Source organism: Nonomuraea sp. NPDC047897 (assembly GCF_043204415.1).
GTDB lineage: Bacteria > Actinomycetota > Actinomycetes > Streptosporangiales > Streptosporangiaceae > Nonomuraea.
Genome location: NZ_JBIDCC010000004.1, coordinates 47,521 through 64,687, shown reverse-complemented (window position 1 = coordinate 64,687; position 17,167 = coordinate 47,521). Strand labels below are relative to the sequence as shown.

Sequence of the window (17,167 nt, the reverse complement as noted above, 5' to 3'; positions counted from 1 at the left end):
CCTGCCTCCGCCGCCCGAAGGGAGCGCCTCGTGCCGGCACGGAACGCGCCGCCCCCGCTCCCGGCGCCCTACGACCGGATGCTGTCGGCGTACGCCGCCGCGCTGGCCGGCTCGCGGCTGGCCGGGTCCAGCCGGGTCACGTACCTGTCCCGCACCCGGCGCTTCCTCGCCTGGACGGCCGGGACCGCTGCCGGTGACCCGCGCCCGCTGGCCGAAATGACCACGGCCGTGCGGACGGCCCGCGCCTACCGCCTGCACCTGGAGAGCGGCGGTTACGCCCGGGGCACGATCGACAACCACCTCATCGCGGTCGAGGACTTCTTCGCCCGCACCGGCCTCGGTTCGACCGGTCTGCGGCCGGGCTGACGCGCTGCCCCGGCTGCTGCGGAAAGGACTTTGGTCCCTGTTCCGGACGTCGCACCGGCCACCATCATGTGGAGGTGATATCGACCGACATGGGCAGATCGTCGCGATGACGGCCCGCGATCTCGAAGAACTGTCACCGGCGGAGGCCCTGCGCTTGCTGGCCGGGGCGCCGATAGGCCGCATCGTGTTCACCCGGCACGCGTTGCCCGCCATCCGCCCGGTGAACCACCTCGTCACCGGCGGGCAGATCATCATCCGGTCCAACCCGGGCACCGTGCTCAGCACCGAGGTGGCGCCATCGGGCGCGGTGGTGGCGTTCGAGGCCGACGAGTTGGACGCCGAACGGCGCCTCGGCTGGAGCGTGATCGTCACCGGGGTCGCCCGGCTGGTGTCCGACCTGGAGGAGGCGGCGCGCTACCGGGCGCGGCTGCGTCCGTGGGTGTCGGGGGAGATGGACCAGGTGGTCCGCATCAGCCCCGAGATCGTCACGGGCTTCCGCCTGCGCCCCGCCCCCAGCACGACGATCTGACCCCGCCCCCCGCGCGGCGGGTGTCCCCGTCCTCCGCGAGCAGCCAGCCGGCCGTGGCCGCCAGCGCCGCGCCCGACCCGGTCAGCAGCGCCCCCAGCCCGATGACCAGCGTCGTGACCTGCCACGCCAGGTAGGCGTTGAGCAGCGAGGCGCGCAGCATCTGCCCGGTGAACGCCGTCCGCCGCAGCGCCGCCAGCTTCTCGTCGGCGCCCCCGGCGGCCATGAGGTCGGCGCTGACCTGGGCGTAGGTCCGGCCGCCCGTCGCCGTCCGCAGGTTGCCCTCGATCACCTGCGCGTACCGGCGGGCCTCGGGCCCCGTCAGCACGGCCCGGCCCGCGTCGCCGACCGGCCCCCCGTCCGGAAAGGTGATCGACTGCGCGCGCAGCTCGGCCCGGATCTCGGCCCGCCCTTTCCTGCCCCTGACCACCATGACCGGGCCCGCGACCAGCATCGCGGCACCGGCGCCCCCCAGCACCGCCACCGCCGTCCTCCGGGCAAGGCTCATCTTCCGCTCCTTCCAGCGACCACCGCGAACCCCCTCCGGGGGCCGCCCTCCGAGTCTTCGATCAACGGACGCGCGGCGTGAGGGCCACTGGTCCCCCCGACGGTGCCCGAAGGTCCCGCCCGACGCGGCGGCCAAGGACGTAACCCGGCCGAAGCCGCCCCGGCGAACCGCCGCACGTCATCGAGCGGGATCTCGTCGCCGCCCACAGGCAGGAAGATCAGCACGAGGGATTCTGGACCGTGCTCGGCGGCTCGGCCACGATGAGGGCATGACGAAGAGCGGATCAGCGCAGCCTGCGGCGGCGGGCGGGGGAACGGGCTCGCGCCTGAACTGGCCGGCTGTGAGTGCTCTGGCGGGTGCGGTCGCCGCCGTGGTCGCGCTGATCGCCTACCTGATGCCGCCGCCCCCGATGCCCCCGCCACCTCCGCCGCCCTCCCAGATCCAGGACGACCCGGTCGTCACCACCCCCCGCACGCGGTCACCGTCCCCCGATCCGGTCACCACTCGGCCCGAAGCGCCACCCCCGAGCCCGTCGCCCGAGCCCAGCTCGTCCGAACCACCCGTGCGCAGCTCCACACGAGCGCTTCAGGTTCCGCCCACCCTGCTGCCACCGGTCAGTCCCTCCGGCTGCGAGGAGGCGGCGACGGCGCTGACCGCATACCACCGGAACGCCGGGACCGTCCGCAGCAGCCAGGCAGCCGCGGCTCAGCAGACGTACCAGGACCTGATGGGCGCGGCCATCGACGCGCAAGGAGTGGTGGGAGCGAAGATCAGGCGGCTGGCCGCCGAGTTCCAGGAGCTGAGCTTCCGCCTGACCGGCATGACCGGCGGCGATCCCCGTCAGGTGATCGCCGACATCAATACGGACTTCTCGGAGCTCAGGAGGCTGTGCGAACCCGTCTGACCCGACGACCCGTCACAACGGGGCCCACAAGCGGAAAGAGCCGCTGGGGATCCGACCTGTGAAGCGGCATGTGGCGGATCCGCCCGCCGTCGCCCGTGGGCGTCGCAGGAGGCTCTGAGGCCGGCGAACATTGACTCCACGTGCCCGTGACATTACTCTCCGTAGAGATCACATGAACCGAACGTAGAGGACCGCCATGCGAATCTTCCGCACCCTCTCAGTCGTCGCGGCAGGAGCTCTTACGATCGGCGGCGCGGGCACCGCCCTCTCGTCCGCCGACGCCGCCACGGCCGGATCCCTGCATGGCGCCACATCCACGGCCATGGCCAGGGCGAATGTCACCGTGATCACGGAAGTGCAGAACGCGATGGACTATCCGGCATGGCTCTTCATCGCAGAGAGCAACTCCTGGTTCGGTCCCATCGACGCGCACAGCACAAATCCAGCAACATTCGAGTTCCATGGGTCGGCAACCCGGACGAGATATCGAAGAGCATTCGAGTCTACAAGGATGGTCTTACGTGTCACCCTGGCGAAGGTTGCCGCCCACATAAGTTCCATCTCTACTACATCTTTCAGGATTACTGGCAGCCGAACGACCAGGTCAAGTACACCAGTACCGGCGTCTACGAATTCGCCCCGCCCCTAGCCGGCGCCAGCACCGGAGGCGGTGACAAGCGGCTCGTCATCGCCCACGACCATCCACACATGTAGATTTCCGAGAGGGACTGCAGACTCCGGCTCCGCGCAGCCGAAGGCCGGCATTGACAGCGGCCCGGTTTCAGGCTTTGAGGAAGGCGGTCAGGAGTGGGTTGACGTGTTCGGGGGCGTCTTCGTGGACGTTGTGTCCGGCGCCGGGGACGACCTTCACCGTGGCGCCGGGGATGCGCCTGCCGTACTCTTCCGCGTAGGAGACCGGGAGCCACTGGTCGGCTTGGCCCCAGACCACGAGGGTGCGGGCGCGGAGGCGGGTGAGTCCGGCGTCTGTCGCCTTGTAGTCCTGGGTCCGGACGAGCCGCACGAACGCCTCTCGGTTGTCAGGACGTGACATCCAGTGCCAGGTCTCATCCACGACCTCGGGGGTGACGCGGTCCTGGTGGGCGAAGGCGGTGCGCAGGCTCTTCTCGAAATCGGCGCGGCCCATCAGCTTGACCGCCAGTTCGCCCACGACGGGTATCGAGAACAGCGCCGTCTGCGAGGCGAGCGGCTTGTCCAGGCCGGGTGAGTCGAGCAGCACGAGCCGGTCGACGCGTGCGGGGTTGTGCTCGGCGTAGTACAGCGACCAGGCGCCTCCCCAGGAGTGCCCGACCAGGGAGACCGTGGACAGCCCGGTCGCGTCCAGGAACGCCCCGAGTGCCCGTGCCATGCCGGGGATGCCGTAGCCGAACTCGCCCTTCACGGTGGTGTATCCCTGCCCGGGCAGATCGACGGCGTACACGGTGTGTTCACGCGCGAGCGCCGAGATCGTGTGCCGGTAGGAGTACAGCCACTGCGCCCCGCCCGCCACCAGCACCACGGGCGATCCGCTGCCCGTCTTGCTGTAGTGGAACCGCGCCTGCGGCGTGTCGAGATAGTTGCTTTCGTACGGCGAGCGGTAGCCCTCCACGGCCGCAGGTTGCCAGCCGTACGCACCGAAGAGCATCACGGCCGCCAGCAGCGTGACCACGGCCGCCACCCACAGCGGCCAGCGCCGCCGCTTTCGCCGGCGGGCGGGCCGTTCGGGAGAGATGTGGGGAGTTTCTGCACGGAAAGCCATGATCGCCTCCTGTTGTCGCAAGGTCGCCGCACACTAGACGGGGCAGGTGTCGACCGACGTGACAGGTGCGGGCGGTGACCTGCCTCACGCGGCATCCGGTGCTGATGTGGATGTCGGCGGGCTGCTGTTCGGGTGGCTCCCGGCGACCTGCTGTGGCCAGGCCGGGGGCCGCGACCGTACGGTGGCGGCCCCCGTCACCGTACGGTGGCGGGTCGTCCCGGATCAGTAGTAGGCACGCATCAACTCGGTCGCCCACTCCGGCTGCACCGTCTCGCCCTGCGGGCCGAACTCGGCCATGTAGGGCTTGACGTCCAAGACCGGGCTGCCGTCGATGGCGTCCAGGCCGCGTACGTGGATGTCGAGCCCGTCGACGGCGAGCAGGCGGCAGCGGGAGACGCCCAGCCGGTTCGGACGGTTCTTGCCTCGCTGGGCGAAGATGCCCACCTTGGGCCACGCGGGGTTGTCGCGCGGATGACGGGCAGAGGCGGGGACCGAGGACGGGTCCACGAGGTGGAACTGGAACACCACCTCCAGATGTGAGAACGCGTCCAGCCCGGCCAGCGCGTCCGAGCCGAAACGCGTTCCGTCGATGCGGATCATCGCCTGTTCGGCGCTCCAGCCGTCGTCGATGGCCTCGATTCGACCACCGACGACTCTTCCTACGGGCTTCAGAGTGACGGCCTGCACGACATTCCTCCAGGTTCGCTCGGCTGGTCACGACCGTACGGCCTGGCAGGCCGGGCTGGATCCGTCAGGTGACTGAAGTTCTTCGAGGCTCTCGTCGGCTGGCTAGGCAGGGGCCGGGCAGCATGATCGGGGGCGGCGGTCCCGGCTGCGCCATGGCTCCCGCCGGTCCCGCCTGCGCCGGACATGCGGGCCGTCTCAAAATCAGTATCACTATCTTTAGATTTTGAGATGGCGATAGACGGTCGCCCTCGAAACCTCGAACCGGCTGGCTATCTCCTCGACGCTGAGGCCGTCGACGTACAGGGACCGTGCCTGCGCGACCTGATCCTCGTTGAGAATGGCGCGACGTCCGCCGTTGCGTCCCCGGGCGCGCCCGCGCGCCCGGGGGACGACCGGTTCGTCCAGCAGCGCCCTGGCGCCGTCCAGGATCAGGCTTCGCAGCGGCTCGGCCGGTTCGTCGCGGAACAGCACCACCGGATCGGCCAGGCCGGCGACCACCTGGCAGGCTCGCACCCGCTGCTCAAGCCCGCCGCCCGGACCGGCCACCAGCTCGTTGGCCAGGGCGATCGCGGTGCGGAAACGGTCGGCGATCGGCGACTGCACCAGCAGCGTCATGTCCTTGACCAGCATGGTGAGCGTGTGGCGGTGGCGCAGGTGCACGTCGACATAACCCTCGATCGCCCGCCACCGCACCTCCTCGGCGCTGTCGTGCGACTCGGCCCGGGCCAGCACCGCCTCCAGTTCGTCCAGCAGTGGCAGCGTGAGCCGGCGGAGGATCTCCTCTTTGGACTCGAAGTGGTAGTAGAGGGCGGCCTTGGTGATGCCCACCTCGTCGGCGATGGCCTGCATGGAGGTGGCGCGGTAGCCGCGCGCGGAGAAAAGGGCGCGCGCCGCCTCCAGAATCCGCTCGGAAGTCATGGACCCCACTTACCAACGGTCAGTTCGTTCGCTAATGTGCTTACCGGAAGTCAGTCTATTGCTGCGGAGATGATCTGTATGCGAACCCAAGCGTCCTTCACCTCTGCCGGCGTCCGGTGCGCCGGTTACCTCTACCTGCCCGCCGACTCCGGGCCAGTGCCGTGTGTGGTGCTCTGCCACGGCTTCAGCGGGACGATGGACCGACTCTTCGACTACGCCGAGCGCTTCGCCGCCGCGGGCTTCGCGGCGCTGGTCTTCGACTACCGCAGCTTCGGCGAGAGCGACGGCGAGCCGCGCCAGCTTCCCGACGTCGACGGCCAGCTCGTCGACATCCGCGCCGCCGTGGCCTTCGCCCGCGGGCACGAGCGGGTCGACCCCGGCAGGGTGCTGCTGTGGGGCAACTCGCTGGGCGGCGCGCACGCGATCACGGTGGCCGCGAGCGATCCCCGGATCGGAGCCGTGGTGGCGCAGATCCCGTTCAACGGATTTCCGAAGAAGGTCGAGGGACGGTCGACCGGTGACACGCTGAGGGTGCTGGGCGCGATGCTCTGGGACGCGTTACGGGGCAGGCTGGGCCTGCGACCCTACTACATCCCCATGGTGGGACGGCCGGGAGAAGTCGCCGTGACCACGACGGCCGAAGCTGACCAGCACATCCAGACCCTCACCGGTGGACACGGGACGTCATGGCGCAACAGCGTCGCGCCCAGGGGGCTGCTGCAGATGATGCGCTACCGGCCCGCCGAGGCTGCGGCACGCCTGGCCTGCCCCTTGCTGGTCTGCGTCGCCGCCGAGGACCGGGAGACGCCGCTGGAGACCACCCGGGCGCTGGCCGACCGCGCCCCGCGAGGCGAACTGCGCGTGTACCCCGGCACCCACTTCACCTTCTACACCGACCCCGGATTCCGGGAACGTGTGGTCGCCGACCAGATCGACTTCTTCCGCCGGACATCCGCGACAGTGTGATGGACGATACGTGAGCATCCGCCATCGACAGCTCCCGAGCCCTGCGCACCGACCCCGTGACAGTGGCCCGCCATCTCGACCGAACCCTCGCCACGAAGGAAACCCATGGGCGACACACTGACATTGGCGACGGCGAGCACGAGGAGTGACATGTTGTACGGCCGGGCGGCGGAGCAGACCGTGATCGACCAGTTGCTGCTCGACACGCTCCAGGGCCGTCCCGGCACGCTGGTCGTGCGCGGAGACGCGGGCATCGGCAAGTCGGCCCTGCTCGACTACGCGGCCGCCGGGACCCGTGCCCGGGTCCTGCGGGTGACGGGCGTGGAATCGGAGGCCGAGCTTCCGTTCGCCGCCCTGCACCTGCTGCTCCGACCGGTTCTGGACCGTGTGGAAGCGCTCCCGCCGCAGCAGGCCGAGGCTCTGCTCGGCGCGCTCGGCCTGGGCGGCGCCACCCGGGGCGACCGCTTTCTCGTCGGGCTGGCCACGCTCAGCCTGCTCGTGGAGGTGTCGGCGCAGGGACCGCTGGTCTGCCTGGTCGACGACGCGCAATGGCTGGACGGCGAGTCGGCCGACGCGCTGCTGTTCGCCACGCGCCGCCTGCACGCCGAGCCTGTCACTGTGCTGTTCGCCGCGCGGACCGGTTCCCGCTTCCCCGCCGCGGGCCTGCCCGAGCTCCCGGTGCGAAACCTGGACGCCGAAGCCGCCAGACAGCTCCTCGCCGAGCACGCGGCGACGCTGCCACCCGCGGTACGCGAACAGGTGGTGACCGAGGCCCAGGGAAACCCCCTCGCTCTCGTCGAACTGCCACGCATGCTCAGCCCCGCGGCGACGGGCCCGCTGCCCTTCTGCCTGGGAAACGCGACACCGGTGACCAACCGGGTGCTCGCCGGCTTCCGCGACCGGATCGCCGTGCTACCCGAGAGCACCCGCTCCTGCCTGCTGGTGGCCGCGCTCGGCGACCGGAGCGAGCTGGGCGTGCTCGCCCACGCGCTGGGCCTGCTCGGCACCTCGCTCGACGACGCCGCGCCGGCCGAGCGGGCGGGCCTGATCCGGATCACCCCGGAGGGTGTCACCTTCCACCATCCCCTGGTGCGGGCCGCGGTGCTGCTGGCCACTGACATCGCCGCGCGGATGGCCGCGCACCAGGCCCTGGCCGAGGCGGTCGACGACGACCGGCGGGCCTGGCATCTGGCCGCGGTCACGCTGCGGGCCGACGAGCGGGTGGCCATGGAGCTGGAACGGCTGGCGTTGCGCGCGCAGCGGCGTGGTGGGCAGGCCGCGGTTTCGGCGGCCTACGCTCGTGCCGCCGAGCTGTCGGCCGACGCCGCCGAGGCGACGCGCCGGTACACGGCGGCTGCCCGTGCGGCTGTCGAGGCAGGGCTGGAGCAGCGTGCCGCCGAGCTGGTCGCCCAGGCGCTGCGGAAGGCGGAGCCGGGAACCGTGACCGGGGCCGTCATGGCCGAGCTGGTCTGGGTGCGAGCGCGGCTGGCCTTCGAGGCGGGACGCCCGCTGGAGGCCGCGCGGCTGCTGCTGGAGGGCGTCCAGGCCGGCACGGATCATCTCACCCGGCTGTCACTGCTCAGCCTGGCCGGCTTCTACATCTGGACCAGCGCCGCGCACCCCGACCAGATCGACCTGCTCCGCCGTGTCGAGGAACTGACCCCGACCAAGAAGGGGGTGACCACGGTAGTGAAGGCGATCAACCGGGACTTCCGTACGGTCCTGGAGGGCGGCACCACGGTGAGCGCCACCCACACGGCGCGGGTCGAGCAGGTGCCGTTCGACCTGCGCATGATCATAGCTTTCCAGTCCATCATTCCCGCTGATCGCGATGGGATGCTCGATGCCGTGGCCGAACTCGTCCAGGAATGCCGGGTGGAAGGGCGACTGGGGCGGATGCCGCAGGCGATGACCGTGCTGGCCATCGCCCAGTTGATGGACGGCAGGCACCAGGCCGCCCGCGACACGGTGGCAGAGGGGCTGGCCCTTGCCACGGACGTGGGCCAGCCGGTGTGGCGCAGCTATCTGGTGGGCCTGCACGCCTGGCTGTTGGCGGTCGCCGGCGAGGAGGAGGAGTACGCGGTGAGGGCCGCCGAGGCCTTCCGGCACTCCGAGACCCTGAGGTGGATGCCGAGCCGTTGCTGGGCCGAGTACGCCGGGGTGCTGCTGGAGCTGGGCCGGGGCCGCTACGAGGCGGTGCTCGGCCGGATGGACCGGGCGATGGCGGGCCCGTCGCGCCACGCCTTCATCTGGCGCTACGTCTGGCCCGACTACGTCGAGGCGGCCGTCAGGGCGGGCACCCCCCAGCGGGCGCAGGAGGCGCTGCACCGGCATGCGGCCTGGGCGGGAGCCACCGAACAGCCGGGACCCCTGGCCGTCCAGCACCGGGCCCGGGCGCTGATGGCCCCCGACCACCGCGCCGAGCGGACATTCGAGCGTGCTCTGGAGCTGCACCTGCAGCACGAGCAGCCCTTCGACCAGGCGCGCACCCGGCTGGTGTACGGGGAGTGGCTGCGGCGGCACCAGCGGCGCAGCGAGGCCCGCCCCCACTTGGAGGCCGCCATGGAGGCCTTCGACCGCCTGGGCGCCGCGCCGTGGTCGGCCCGCGCGGCCGGTGAGCTGCGCGCGGCCGGCGTCTCCGTACCCAGCAGCGGCACCGACGACCTGCTGGCCGCGCTCACGCCGCAGGAGCTCCAGGTGGTACGGCTGGCGGTCACGGGAGCGTCCAACCGCGAGATCGCCGCCCAGCTCTTCCTGAGCCCGCGGACGGTCGCTTCCCACCTCTACAAGGCGTTTCCCAAGCTGGGTGTCGCCTCGCGGGCCGAGCTGGCCAGGCTGTGTCACACCCGGCGGTAGATGATCGGCTGCGCGGCGACGCCGTTGGCCTTGAAGTTGGCCAGCACGAAGCTGCGGAAGGTGGGCCGGAAGATCAGGCTGGGCAGGAAGGCGCGCAAGGTCGGCCAACTCGCGTGGTTGATGAGCCCGTAGTCGGCAGGCTCGCCCTCCAGCGGCCGCATCAGCGCGGAGTTGGGCAGCGCGGTCTTCGCCTGGAACCATCCGGCGGTGTACTCCCACACCTTCAGCAGAGTGTCGCGGTCGTCGGCGTAGAAGTAGTTGAACAGGAAGTGATGGTCCTGGCTGTGGTCCACGTCGCCGAGCCGTCCGGCATTGCTCGCGACGACCTCGTGGGTACGGCGAGCGGCCGCGCGCAGCGTCCCGGCGAGCTCCTTGTAGGCGGCGCTCTCGCGCACCGCGAGAGCGGACTCCACGGACGCTGTGCGGATCAGCACGACGACGTCGTAGCGCGCCGGGCGGATGCCCCTGGCGGCCAGGAGCTCGTCGCCCTCGCCGGGAGTGCGGAACAGGGCGCGGAACACGTTGGCCTCGCGGGCCTGGATGTCCGTGGCCAGGGCCTTGAGGTGGGCGGCCAACCGGGTGGGTGCGGACGGGAGAGGGCCGCGCCAGGCGCCGACCTCGCCGGCCAGCACGACGAAACCGTCGCCCGTCGTGGGCAGCGCGCGGGCCTTGACGGCCATGTGCTCGTTGATCAGCCTCATGCCGCCGACGCTAACGCGCGCCCGTCGCCGGCCGCCTCCGTCATCTCACTGATGTGACCACCGTACTCACGTTGATCACTTCCTCGCCCTGAGCGCCGGAGAGGGTGATCGACAGCTCCCAGACGCCGTCCATGCCGAACACGCTCTTCTCCGCCACGAAGCGGCCAGGACCGGCCGGTACGGTGCCGACCGGCGGCGAAGCATGGCCCATGCCCGGCATGACCGCGGCCAGCGTGACCGTTTCGGCCTCGCCCGAGGTCACCCGCACCTCGACGGGATCGGCCGTCAGCACGGTGACGCCGTACCGCTCGCCCGCGGCCCGCACGTCCTCCGGGCCGCCGCCGAACCAACGTGACGTGACGACGAACAGCACACCCGCTACCAGCAGGCAGACAGCCAGGTATCTCATCGATCCACCTCCATGGTGAAGGACCGGGTCACGAGCCGCCCTCCCGTGGCGTACTGGACCCACGCCAGGTACCGGCCCGGAGCGGGGAGAGTGAGCGTGAAACGAAGCGCGGAAGCCGCGTGCGCGTGAGCCAGGTGCGCTCCGTCCTCGCTCCTGACGATCAGATGGCCGGACATGCCCAGCCACGGCTGGAGCCGCCCCTCCGCGCCGAGCTCGACGGTCACCGGGCTTCCGGCGACCGGCGCCGCCGGGGTGAGACGGGGCACGGCGGTCTCCCGGGGTGAGGCCTCCGGCCGGGCCGGACCGACGACCTCGAAGGATCCGGAGACGAGCTGCCCGCCCGACTCCTGCCGCTCGATCTCGGCATAGGCGAGGTAGCGGCCCGGTTGCGGGACGCGCAGCCGTACCGCCAGCACACCCGGCGCGGTCCGCAGCGGGTGCACGTGCCGGAAGACGGCACCGTCCTCGCTGGTGACCACCAGGTGCGCCGGGGCCTCATGGTGGACGGTGAGGTCGTCCACCGGCCGCCCGGTCCCGCCGTCGGTGAGCCGCAGGGTCAGGGTGAACTCGGCGCCCGTGGCGGGCCGGGCGGGGAGTGTCGAGTACCGGCCCTGCGCGTACGGCCGGCCGGCCTCGGCGACGGGTGCGGCCCCCTCCGGCTGGGCGGCGGGCAGGTGCGGCGCCAGCAGCATCAGGGCGACCGCGACCGCCGCGGACGCACTCGCGCCGCCCACGAGGAGCCTGGACCTGCTGCTGGTGAGGACGCCGCCGACCACCAGCAGCCCGGTCACGAGGAAGGCCCCGTCCATCGCCATCGTCCAGGGGGCACTGACGGGCACCAGCACCCGGAAGGGGATCGTCGACGCCTCGTCACCGGCACGCACACGCAGCTCGTACGGGCCCGCATGGCGGGCCGGCAACGCGGCGGGACCCTGACCGACCCGTACCGAACCGGTCGACCTGCTCCCGTCGGCCAGCGAGCGCAGTTCCAGCGCGAACTCCAGGCTCGTGGGGTCCACGGCTTGCACGCTCACCCGCAGCGGCGCCGGTACGGACGAAACCCCCGCGATGACGAACGTGACCTCGCGCGCTCCGAAGGTCTGCGTCACCCGCAGGTCCGCGCCGGCCTCGACGACATGCGCCCGGGCCGGGACGGCCAGTGACAGCACCAGCAGGAACGCGGCAGCCAGGACGCGTGTCATGCCGTCGGCCGGTCATCGATCGCATTCATGCGGCAGGACGCTAGGCCGAGACCCTCACATGTCGCCTCTGTCAGATGACTGGTGTGACCGCGAGACGAACATCAGTCACGCGACGGAGGCGGCGGCCGCCGGGATGTTCATAAGGTCCGGGCCATGACCAGACGACCTGAACCCTACTCGGCGACCGTGATGGCGATCCTGGCCCTGGCCTTCTGCACCTGGGCCCTGCTCACCCTCCCCCTCCAGGGCGCGATGATCCTCGTGCTGGCCAGCGTGCTCGGCTGGAGCGGCTGGATGACCTTCAGCTATGCCCGCCCGGTGAAGTCCAGAAAAGTGATCGCCGTCTACCTGTGCGCGGTGGGCTTCCAGCTCATCCACATGGCAGAGGAGTACACCGGCGGCTTCCCCCACGAGATCGTCGAGCTGTTCGACTCGCCGCGTGACTGGCCGGAGAAGGAGTTCCTGCTCGTGTTCGTCTTCGGTTTCGGCGCCCTCTACTTCTTCGCGGGAGCAGGCGCGCTCTACCGGATCCGCGTGGCCAACTTCTTCCTGTGGTGGTACGCCCTCGGGGCCGGCCTGCTCAACGGCATCGCCCACTTCGTCTTCCCGATCCTCAAAGGCGGCTACTTCCCCGGCCTGTACACCGCCGGCGGGCACCTCATCATGAGCAGCCTGCTGATCTACTTCCTGGTCAAGGAGAACCGCCGGCTTGCGGCCGAGGAGCGGGCGGCTCAGCCGCTGTCGGTCAGATAGCGCTGGAGGGTCGGCGCGAGCCATTCGATCACCTCCTCGTCCGACATATCGACCGCCGGTGGAAATTTCAGGATGTAGCGACACAGGGCCATCCCCAAGATCTGGGAAGCCACGAGTGTCGCCCTGGCAGCGGCTCCGTCCTTCGCGAGCCGGCCCATCGTCGGTGCGAGCTGAGTGGTGAAGACCTCGCGGATGCGCGCGGCCGCGGCGTCGTTCGTCACCCCCGTGCGCAGCAGGACCTGGAGCACGTCATCGGCCTGCCATCGCTGCAGGAAATGCCGGATCACCGTTTCGCCCAGCCGCTCGCGAGGGACCCGGCTCAGGTCGGGCAGGCGCAGGTCGAACTCGGCTGCGCTGGCGAACAGCCCTTCCTTGTTGCCGAAGTAGCGCATCACCATCGCCGGGTCGATGCCGGCGTCGGCGGCGACCGCCCTGATCGTCGCCTTCTCGTAGCCGTCAGCGGCGAAGCGCTGACGGGCCGCGGCCAGGATCGCCGCCTTGGTCTCCGTTGCCGATCTCCTCATATCAACAAGTGTAGGCCAACAGATGTTGACTTGTCCGGGACATTAGGTCAACAATCGTTGGCATACGCGGAAAGGAGCACACCATGTCGAAGACCGTGCTGGTGACCGGCGCTTCCACCGGAATCGGCCGCGCCACCGCCCTGCTGCTGGCCCGCGAGGGCTACACCGTCCACGCCGGAGTACGCAAGGACGCCGACGGCCAGGCGCTCGGCCCCACCGTCAACCCGATCAAACTCGACGTCACCGACCCCGGCCAGATCGCCGACGCCGCCGAGCGCCTCGGCCACCTGGACGCCCTGGTCAACAACGCCGGCATCGGCGTCACCGGCCCGGTCGAGTTCGTCCCTCTGGACGCGCTGCGCCGGCAGTACGAGGTCAACGTCTTCGGCCAGGTCGCCGTCACCCAGGCCATGCTGCCGATGTTGCGCGCCTCGCGGGGCCGGGTGGTCACCGTGGGCTCGGTGGGCAGCTGGATCACCCTGCCCTTCGGAGGCCCGCTCTGCTCCTCCAAGCACGCCATCCGCTCGCTCAACGACGCGCTGCGCATGGAGCTCAAGCCGCACGGCGTCGCCGCCGTCCTCATCGAACCCGGCTCCATCCACACCGACGCCGTCGACAAGCTCGAAGACGAGGTCGAGCCCCGCCTGGCCTCCCTCGGCGAGGAGGGGCGACGGCTGTACGGCGCGGCGTACCGCACCATGACCACCGCCGGCCTCAAGGAAGAACGCACCGGATCCAGCCCCGACGTCGTCGCCCGCGCGGTCCTGCACGCCCTCACCGCGCGCAGGCCACGCTCCCGCTACCCCGTCGGCAAGAAATCCCGCCTGATGAGCACCCTGGGCCGGATCGTCCCCCAATACACCCTCGATGCCCTGCGCATGCGCGCGCTCGGCCTGTCCTGAACGGAGCCCACCACCATGACCCAGCTCGCCGGCGCCGAAGCCCTGTACGCACTCGACCCCGTCCTCGCCCAGTGCGCCGTCGGCGCGGGCCACAACCTCTGGGGCCTGCCCCACCTGACCATGCGCGAGAAGGCCTTCGTCTGCCTGACCGCCGACGTGTGCCACCCCCACCTCGGCCAGCCCCTGGCCATGCACCTGCGGATGGCCCTGGACCAGGGGGTCGACTCCGAGGCGATCCGGGAGCTCTACCGGCACCTCGCGCCCTACGTCGGCTACCCCATTCTGGTCACCGCCTTCCAGCGCCTGACCGAGCTGGGCCTGGCCGACGCGCGGGACGACCAGCCCGTCGAGCCCGCGCCCCTGACCGGACCGCTCGCGCGAACCGTCCACGCCCTGGAAGACATCGACCCGGGCCTGGCCGCCTTCACCGAGGACCAACTGGCTCAGCGCTGGGCCCGCCCGCACATCAGCGTCCGGGAGCGAGCCATAGCCTGCCTGGTGGTGGATGTCTTCTACCAGACGCTCGGCGAATCCCTACACCTGCACGCCGAGCTGGCCAGAGCCGCCGGCGCCACCGACGACACCCTACGCGACCTGCTCCGCGGCGTGGCCGAATTCGGCCTGCCGAAAGCCTGGGCCGCCGCACGAGCCCTCCACCTCTAGCCAGAGACCGTGCTGTCCTCTAGAGACCGTGCTGTCCTCGCACGGGCCGAAGTACGAGGAGGCCCCTCCGCCGGAGACGTGGTTCACGAGGACGACCTCGCCGCATCGGGACGGGTGGCCTTGATGCCGCGCCTGCGCAGGTAACGGCGGTCGCCGCGCGAGCTGTAGGCCATATCGGCCAGCACCCGGTCCGGCCGAGTACGGGGGCGGCCACCTCCCAGACGTGGCACCCCGATGCCCTCCAGCATCGCCATGAATACCAGCCCGACCGTGATCAGAGGTCCGCAACCCGACCCTGAACAGTGCTAGACGGGCGTGGGACGTGAGCGGTTGCGTGCCTCTGTTGCAGTACGCGTCCGCCGAGACCCCTCACTGCCCGAAAGAAGACCGGAGCTGAGCGTTGATCAGGAAGTTGAGCCGGCCTGTCCGGCCACAGTGGTGACCAGACCACGAGTTCCGGCTCCACCCCACGGAGGATGCGCGGCTTCACTTCATCGGGGTTCAGGTCCAGCCACTGCCGTCCGCTAGGTCGCCAAGGGTCGCTCAGGCTTTCCCACACGATGTGAGGGGGCGGCGGCTGCCTACGCTCTCGCGAATCGTCCGGGGCGGTTGTCACCCGGTTGGTCACCCACGCGCACCTCTGAAGCGCCGTCAACGTTCGCTCCATGAATGGCGTCATCCTTGTCGATGACCACTGCCAGCATGATCCCTAACCGACTGAGGGAGTCACGGTGGCCAACCTGCACGAGATGTTCGACTGGCTTGAGGAGTTCTACCACGTCTCCTGCGTGACCTTCGCCCGATCCCTTTCTCCCGCTGAGGCGTTGGTTCGTCTCGGCGCAGACAGCAGCGAGATCAGAGGAGTGACTTTCGAGGAACTACAGGAAAGAACGATGGAGTGCATTGACTCGGATGCGATGCGCACCGGCTACGTGGGTGCACTGGAGATGGCCGGCTGGTCGGTGCTCATACAACTCTGGACGGGATCGATCGCAGTTGACTTTCCCCTGCTGAAGCGGCTTTCCCAGAAGACTCAGGTCGTGTCGATCAACCGCAACGTCCATGCCACGGACTACTTCGTCTATGCGGCTGACGGCGAGCTGGTCACCTGGTTCGACCTGCTGGGTCCCGATGCGCGCGCAGGCAATGAACCGGGCCAGCTTACCGACATGATGCACGAAGTCGGGCTGGACCCCGAGCTGAACGAGGACGGCCCGGATGTGGACGCCGGGTTCCCTCGCGCCTTCGCCTTGGCAAGGAAGATCACCGGATTTCCCTTCTCCAAGGAGATGCTCGACATGCGACTCCTGGGCGCCATGATCAACAGTGGTTGATCACGGCCGGGGACGATACGGCGATGGTTCCCAGACTGTTTGCCTCACCCAACGTAAGGCGCCGACACCCCTCGGAGAAAGTGATCGATCCGGAGACGTTGCGTGTCGTGCATCGGCAGTGTCTTGATCTCCTCCCGGTCGACCCAGCGGACGTCGGTCGACTCGTCGCTGACCGCGAGTGATCCGCCGACGAGTCGGGCGGTGAGGCAGACGTTGAACTGCCGGCGGACCTCTCCGTCGCTGTAGGCGATGATGTGCCGCGCGTCGGTGTAGAGACCGACCAGGCCGGTCACCTCGACGTCATAGCCGGTCTCCTCCCTCACCTCCCGTACGGCGGCCTGCGGCACCGACTCGGTGAGGTCCATCCCGCCCCCGGGCAGTGCCCACAGCCCGGTGTCGACACGCCGTTGCAGCAGGATGCGGTCCCCGTCGTCGACGACCACGGCGGACACCCCCACGACCAGGCTGTTGGGCTCGGGGGCGTCGGGATCGTCGTAGTACTCGGTGCGGGCCACTCACTCATCCTCGCCGGGAAGCTGGAACTGTTCCCACACTGCCTCAAAGCTGGCGGCGTAGGTGTCGAAAAGCCCTTCCTCACGCATGCGACGCAGGTGGTAGATCGGCGCGCCGTAGGCGTTCATGCCGTACACGTGCGCATCTCGCGCTGCTGTTCAGCGATTCGAGTGCGACGTCTCACGTCCACTAACCGAACGTACTCCGCATGCAGCGATCAGTGAAGTTGTGACTTTCCGTCAAGTCACCATGCGTGAGCTTGCCAATACCGCCGCAACCTGCTCGCCGCCGACGATCGCAGCACATCGCCAAGACGGAGGAGGAACCCCATGGCGAAGAAGTGCCAGACCTGCGACGGCAGCGGCTGGATCCCGGCGACGGACCCGAAGACGGGCAAGCCGATCCGAGTGCCGTGTCCCCGGCACACCGGCTAGGGCCGCAGCAGATCATCCAGCCTGCAAGTCACCGCCCGTTCCTCCGAACACCCACAAGAAGGAGGCAGAGATGGACTCGATGATCGACATCTTCGAGGGAGTGCCGCAGGTCGTGCGGCGCTCGCTGGTGGAGCGCTACTCCTACAAGAAGAAGCCGGGCAGCAGCGACACCGCCAAGACGCAGGACGAGATCATCACCTGATGACCGCCGAGGTGCCGGACCCGCCTCGGGGCAGGTCCGGCAC

The 17,167-nt window shown here is 69.8% G+C and carries 20 protein-coding genes and 1 pseudogene; 10 read left to right on the top strand and 11 right to left on the bottom strand.

Annotated elements, in window-relative coordinates; translation table 11 throughout:
• Positions 1 to 30: 30 nt before the first annotated feature.
• Together ACGF0J_RS10175 and ACGF0J_RS10170 are read left to right on the top strand one after the other, a co-directional pair.
• A complete protein-coding gene (locus ACGF0J_RS10175) occupies positions 31 to 366 on the top strand; it encodes a hypothetical protein (protein ID WP_393144036.1) in 336 nt (111 codons plus the stop codon).
• 106 nt (positions 367 to 472) lie between these two features.
• Complete coding sequence (locus ACGF0J_RS10170) at positions 473 to 895, top strand: pyridoxamine 5'-phosphate oxidase family protein (protein ID WP_393144034.1); 423 nt, start codon at positions 473 to 475, stop codon at positions 893 to 895.
• Here the strand turns inward: ACGF0J_RS10170 and ACGF0J_RS10165 are convergent.
• Positions 852 to 1,400, bottom strand: a complete 549-nt coding sequence (locus tag ACGF0J_RS10165; RefSeq protein WP_393144032.1) for a hypothetical protein — start codon at positions 1,398 to 1,400, stop codon at positions 852 to 854. The genes ACGF0J_RS10170 and ACGF0J_RS10165 overlap by 44 nt on opposite strands.
• Positions 1,401 to 1,740: 340 nt before the next feature.
• On the opposite strand from ACGF0J_RS10165, the gene ACGF0J_RS10160 reads away from it, so the two are divergent.
• On the top strand, positions 1,741 to 2,304 hold the full coding sequence (locus ACGF0J_RS10160; protein ID WP_393144030.1) for a hypothetical protein: 564 nt from the start codon (positions 1,741 to 1,743) through the stop codon (positions 2,302 to 2,304).
• 781 nt (positions 2,305 to 3,085) lie between these two features.
• On the opposite strand, the gene ACGF0J_RS10155 is transcribed toward ACGF0J_RS10160, so the two are convergent.
• The 3 genes from ACGF0J_RS10155 to ACGF0J_RS10145 form a co-directional block, all read right to left on the bottom strand.
• Positions 3,086 to 4,060: an alpha/beta fold hydrolase gene (locus ACGF0J_RS10155; RefSeq protein ID WP_393144028.1), complete on the bottom strand. Its 975-nt coding sequence runs from the start codon at positions 4,058 to 4,060 to the stop codon at positions 3,086 to 3,088.
• Between the two features lie 222 nt (positions 4,061 to 4,282).
• On the bottom strand, positions 4,283 to 4,747 hold the full coding sequence (locus ACGF0J_RS10150) for an SAM-dependent methyltransferase (protein ID WP_393144026.1): 465 nt from the start codon (positions 4,745 to 4,747) through the stop codon (positions 4,283 to 4,285).
• 216 nt (positions 4,748 to 4,963) lie between these two features.
• On the bottom strand, positions 4,964 to 5,665 hold the full coding sequence (locus tag ACGF0J_RS10145; protein ID WP_393144024.1) for a TetR family transcriptional regulator: 702 nt from the start codon (positions 5,663 to 5,665) through the stop codon (positions 4,964 to 4,966).
• 78 nt (positions 5,666 to 5,743) lie between these two features.
• On the opposite strand from ACGF0J_RS10145, the gene ACGF0J_RS10140 reads away from it, so the two are divergent.
• Both ACGF0J_RS10140 and ACGF0J_RS10135 read left to right on the top strand, forming a co-directional pair.
• On the top strand, positions 5,744 to 6,631 hold the full coding sequence (locus tag ACGF0J_RS10140) for an alpha/beta hydrolase (RefSeq protein WP_393144022.1): 888 nt from the start codon (positions 5,744 to 5,746) through the stop codon (positions 6,629 to 6,631).
• A gap of 150 nt (positions 6,632 to 6,781) precedes the next feature.
• Positions 6,782 to 9,487, top strand: coding sequence for an ATP-binding protein (locus ACGF0J_RS10135; RefSeq protein ID WP_393144020.1), 2,706 nt, complete (start codon positions 6,782 to 6,784; stop codon positions 9,485 to 9,487).
• On the opposite strand, the gene ACGF0J_RS10130 is transcribed toward ACGF0J_RS10135, so the two are convergent.
• From ACGF0J_RS10130 to ACGF0J_RS10120, 3 genes are read right to left on the bottom strand one after another with little or no spacing between them, the layout of a single operon-like run.
• Positions 9,472 to 10,188, bottom strand: coding sequence for a hypothetical protein (locus ACGF0J_RS10130; RefSeq protein ID WP_393144017.1), 717 nt, complete (start codon positions 10,186 to 10,188; stop codon positions 9,472 to 9,474). The genes ACGF0J_RS10135 and ACGF0J_RS10130 overlap by 16 nt on opposite strands.
• Before the next feature lie 40 nt (positions 10,189 to 10,228).
• Entirely contained in the window at positions 10,229 to 10,597 is a 369-nt protein-coding gene (locus tag ACGF0J_RS10125) for a hypothetical protein (protein WP_393144015.1), read from the bottom strand.
• The gene (locus tag ACGF0J_RS10120; protein WP_393144013.1) at positions 10,594 to 11,799 is read right to left on the bottom strand and encodes a hypothetical protein; all 1,206 of its coding nucleotides are present in this window, start codon (positions 11,797 to 11,799) and stop codon (positions 10,594 to 10,596) included. Before ACGF0J_RS10120 ends, ACGF0J_RS10125 begins: the two co-directional genes overlap by 4 nt.
• Before the next feature lie 153 nt (positions 11,800 to 11,952).
• Between ACGF0J_RS10120 and ACGF0J_RS10115 the strand changes: the two genes are divergently transcribed.
• Positions 11,953 to 12,552, top strand: coding sequence for an HXXEE domain-containing protein (locus tag ACGF0J_RS10115; protein WP_393144011.1), 600 nt, complete (start codon positions 11,953 to 11,955; stop codon positions 12,550 to 12,552).
• Here the strand turns inward: ACGF0J_RS10115 and ACGF0J_RS10110 are convergent.
• On the bottom strand, positions 12,531 to 13,076 hold the full coding sequence (locus ACGF0J_RS10110) for a TetR family transcriptional regulator (RefSeq protein ID WP_393144009.1): 546 nt from the start codon (positions 13,074 to 13,076) through the stop codon (positions 12,531 to 12,533). The two genes, ACGF0J_RS10115 and ACGF0J_RS10110, sit on opposite strands and share 22 nt — an antisense overlap.
• Before the next feature lie 83 nt (positions 13,077 to 13,159).
• On the opposite strand from ACGF0J_RS10110, the gene ACGF0J_RS10105 reads away from it, so the two are divergent.
• Both ACGF0J_RS10105 and ACGF0J_RS10100 read left to right on the top strand, forming a co-directional pair.
• On the top strand, positions 13,160 to 13,978 hold the full coding sequence (locus ACGF0J_RS10105) for an SDR family oxidoreductase (RefSeq protein ID WP_393144007.1): 819 nt from the start codon (positions 13,160 to 13,162) through the stop codon (positions 13,976 to 13,978).
• Positions 13,979 to 13,993: 15 nt separating this feature from the next.
• A complete protein-coding gene (locus tag ACGF0J_RS10100; protein WP_393144005.1) occupies positions 13,994 to 14,641 on the top strand; it encodes a carboxymuconolactone decarboxylase family protein in 648 nt (215 codons plus the stop codon).
• 104 nt (positions 14,642 to 14,745) lie between these two features.
• Here ACGF0J_RS10100 and ACGF0J_RS10095 read toward each other — a convergent pair.
• Positions 14,746 to 14,865, bottom strand: a pseudogene (locus tag ACGF0J_RS10095) (IS5/IS1182 family transposase); the annotation flags it as partial.
• Between the two features lie 507 nt (positions 14,866 to 15,372).
• On the opposite strand from ACGF0J_RS10095, the gene ACGF0J_RS10090 reads away from it, so the two are divergent.
• Complete coding sequence (locus ACGF0J_RS10090) at positions 15,373 to 15,975, top strand: DUF6461 domain-containing protein (protein ID WP_393144003.1); 603 nt, start codon at positions 15,373 to 15,375, stop codon at positions 15,973 to 15,975.
• A gap of 44 nt (positions 15,976 to 16,019) precedes the next feature.
• Here the strand turns inward: ACGF0J_RS10090 and ACGF0J_RS10085 are convergent, their stop codons facing one another.
• Together ACGF0J_RS10085 and ACGF0J_RS10080 are read right to left on the bottom strand one after the other, a co-directional pair.
• Positions 16,020 to 16,490 carry an NUDIX hydrolase gene (locus ACGF0J_RS10085; RefSeq protein WP_393144001.1) on the bottom strand — a complete coding sequence of 157 codons (471 nt, stop codon included), beginning with the start codon at positions 16,488 to 16,490 and terminating at the stop codon, positions 16,020 to 16,022.
• Positions 16,491 to 16,625: a hypothetical protein gene (locus ACGF0J_RS10080; protein ID WP_393143999.1), complete on the bottom strand. Its 135-nt coding sequence runs from the start codon at positions 16,623 to 16,625 to the stop codon at positions 16,491 to 16,493. It lies immediately after the preceding gene.
• Positions 16,626 to 16,992: 367 nt separating this feature from the next.
• On the opposite strand from ACGF0J_RS10080, the gene ACGF0J_RS10075 reads away from it, so the two are divergent.
• Positions 16,993 to 17,124, top strand: coding sequence for a hypothetical protein (locus ACGF0J_RS10075; RefSeq protein ID WP_393143997.1), 132 nt, complete (start codon positions 16,993 to 16,995; stop codon positions 17,122 to 17,124).
• Positions 17,125 to 17,167: the final 43 nt, after the last annotated feature.

What these genes read in the sequence shown, in the direction of transcription:
- ACGF0J_RS10170 (WP_393144034.1), top strand. Translation starts at nt 473, where the DNA reads ATGACGGCCCGCGATCTCGAAGAACTGTCACCGGCGGAGGCCCTGCGC.
- ACGF0J_RS10165 (WP_393144032.1), bottom strand. Translation starts at nt 1,400, where the DNA reads ATGAGCCTTGCCCGGAGGACGGCGGTGGCGGTGCTGGGGGGCGCCGGT.
- ACGF0J_RS10155 (WP_393144028.1), bottom strand. Translation starts at nt 4,060, where the DNA reads ATGGCTTTCCGTGCAGAAACTCCCCACATCTCTCCCGAACGGCCCGCC.
- ACGF0J_RS10145 (WP_393144024.1), bottom strand. Translation starts at nt 5,665, where the DNA reads ATGACTTCCGAGCGGATTCTGGAGGCGGCGCGCGCCCTTTTCTCCGCG.
- ACGF0J_RS10140 (WP_393144022.1), top strand. Translation starts at nt 5,744, where the DNA reads ATGCGAACCCAAGCGTCCTTCACCTCTGCCGGCGTCCGGTGCGCCGGT.
- ACGF0J_RS10135 (WP_393144020.1), top strand. Translation starts at nt 6,782, where the DNA reads ATGTTGTACGGCCGGGCGGCGGAGCAGACCGTGATCGACCAGTTGCTG.
- ACGF0J_RS10130 (WP_393144017.1), bottom strand. Translation starts at nt 10,188, where the DNA reads ATGAGGCTGATCAACGAGCACATGGCCGTCAAGGCCCGCGCGCTGCCC.
- ACGF0J_RS10125 (WP_393144015.1), bottom strand. Translation starts at nt 10,597, where the DNA reads ATGAGATACCTGGCTGTCTGCCTGCTGGTAGCGGGTGTGCTGTTCGTC.
- ACGF0J_RS10120 (WP_393144013.1), bottom strand. Translation starts at nt 11,799, where the DNA reads ATGACACGCGTCCTGGCTGCCGCGTTCCTGCTGGTGCTGTCACTGGCC.
- ACGF0J_RS10115 (WP_393144011.1), top strand. Translation starts at nt 11,953, where the DNA reads ATGACCAGACGACCTGAACCCTACTCGGCGACCGTGATGGCGATCCTG.
- ACGF0J_RS10110 (WP_393144009.1), bottom strand. Translation starts at nt 13,076, where the DNA reads ATGAGGAGATCGGCAACGGAGACCAAGGCGGCGATCCTGGCCGCGGCC.
- ACGF0J_RS10105 (WP_393144007.1), top strand. Translation starts at nt 13,160, where the DNA reads ATGTCGAAGACCGTGCTGGTGACCGGCGCTTCCACCGGAATCGGCCGC.
- ACGF0J_RS10100 (WP_393144005.1), top strand. Translation starts at nt 13,994, where the DNA reads ATGACCCAGCTCGCCGGCGCCGAAGCCCTGTACGCACTCGACCCCGTC.
- ACGF0J_RS10075 (WP_393143997.1), top strand. Translation starts at nt 16,993, where the DNA reads ATGGACTCGATGATCGACATCTTCGAGGGAGTGCCGCAGGTCGTGCGG.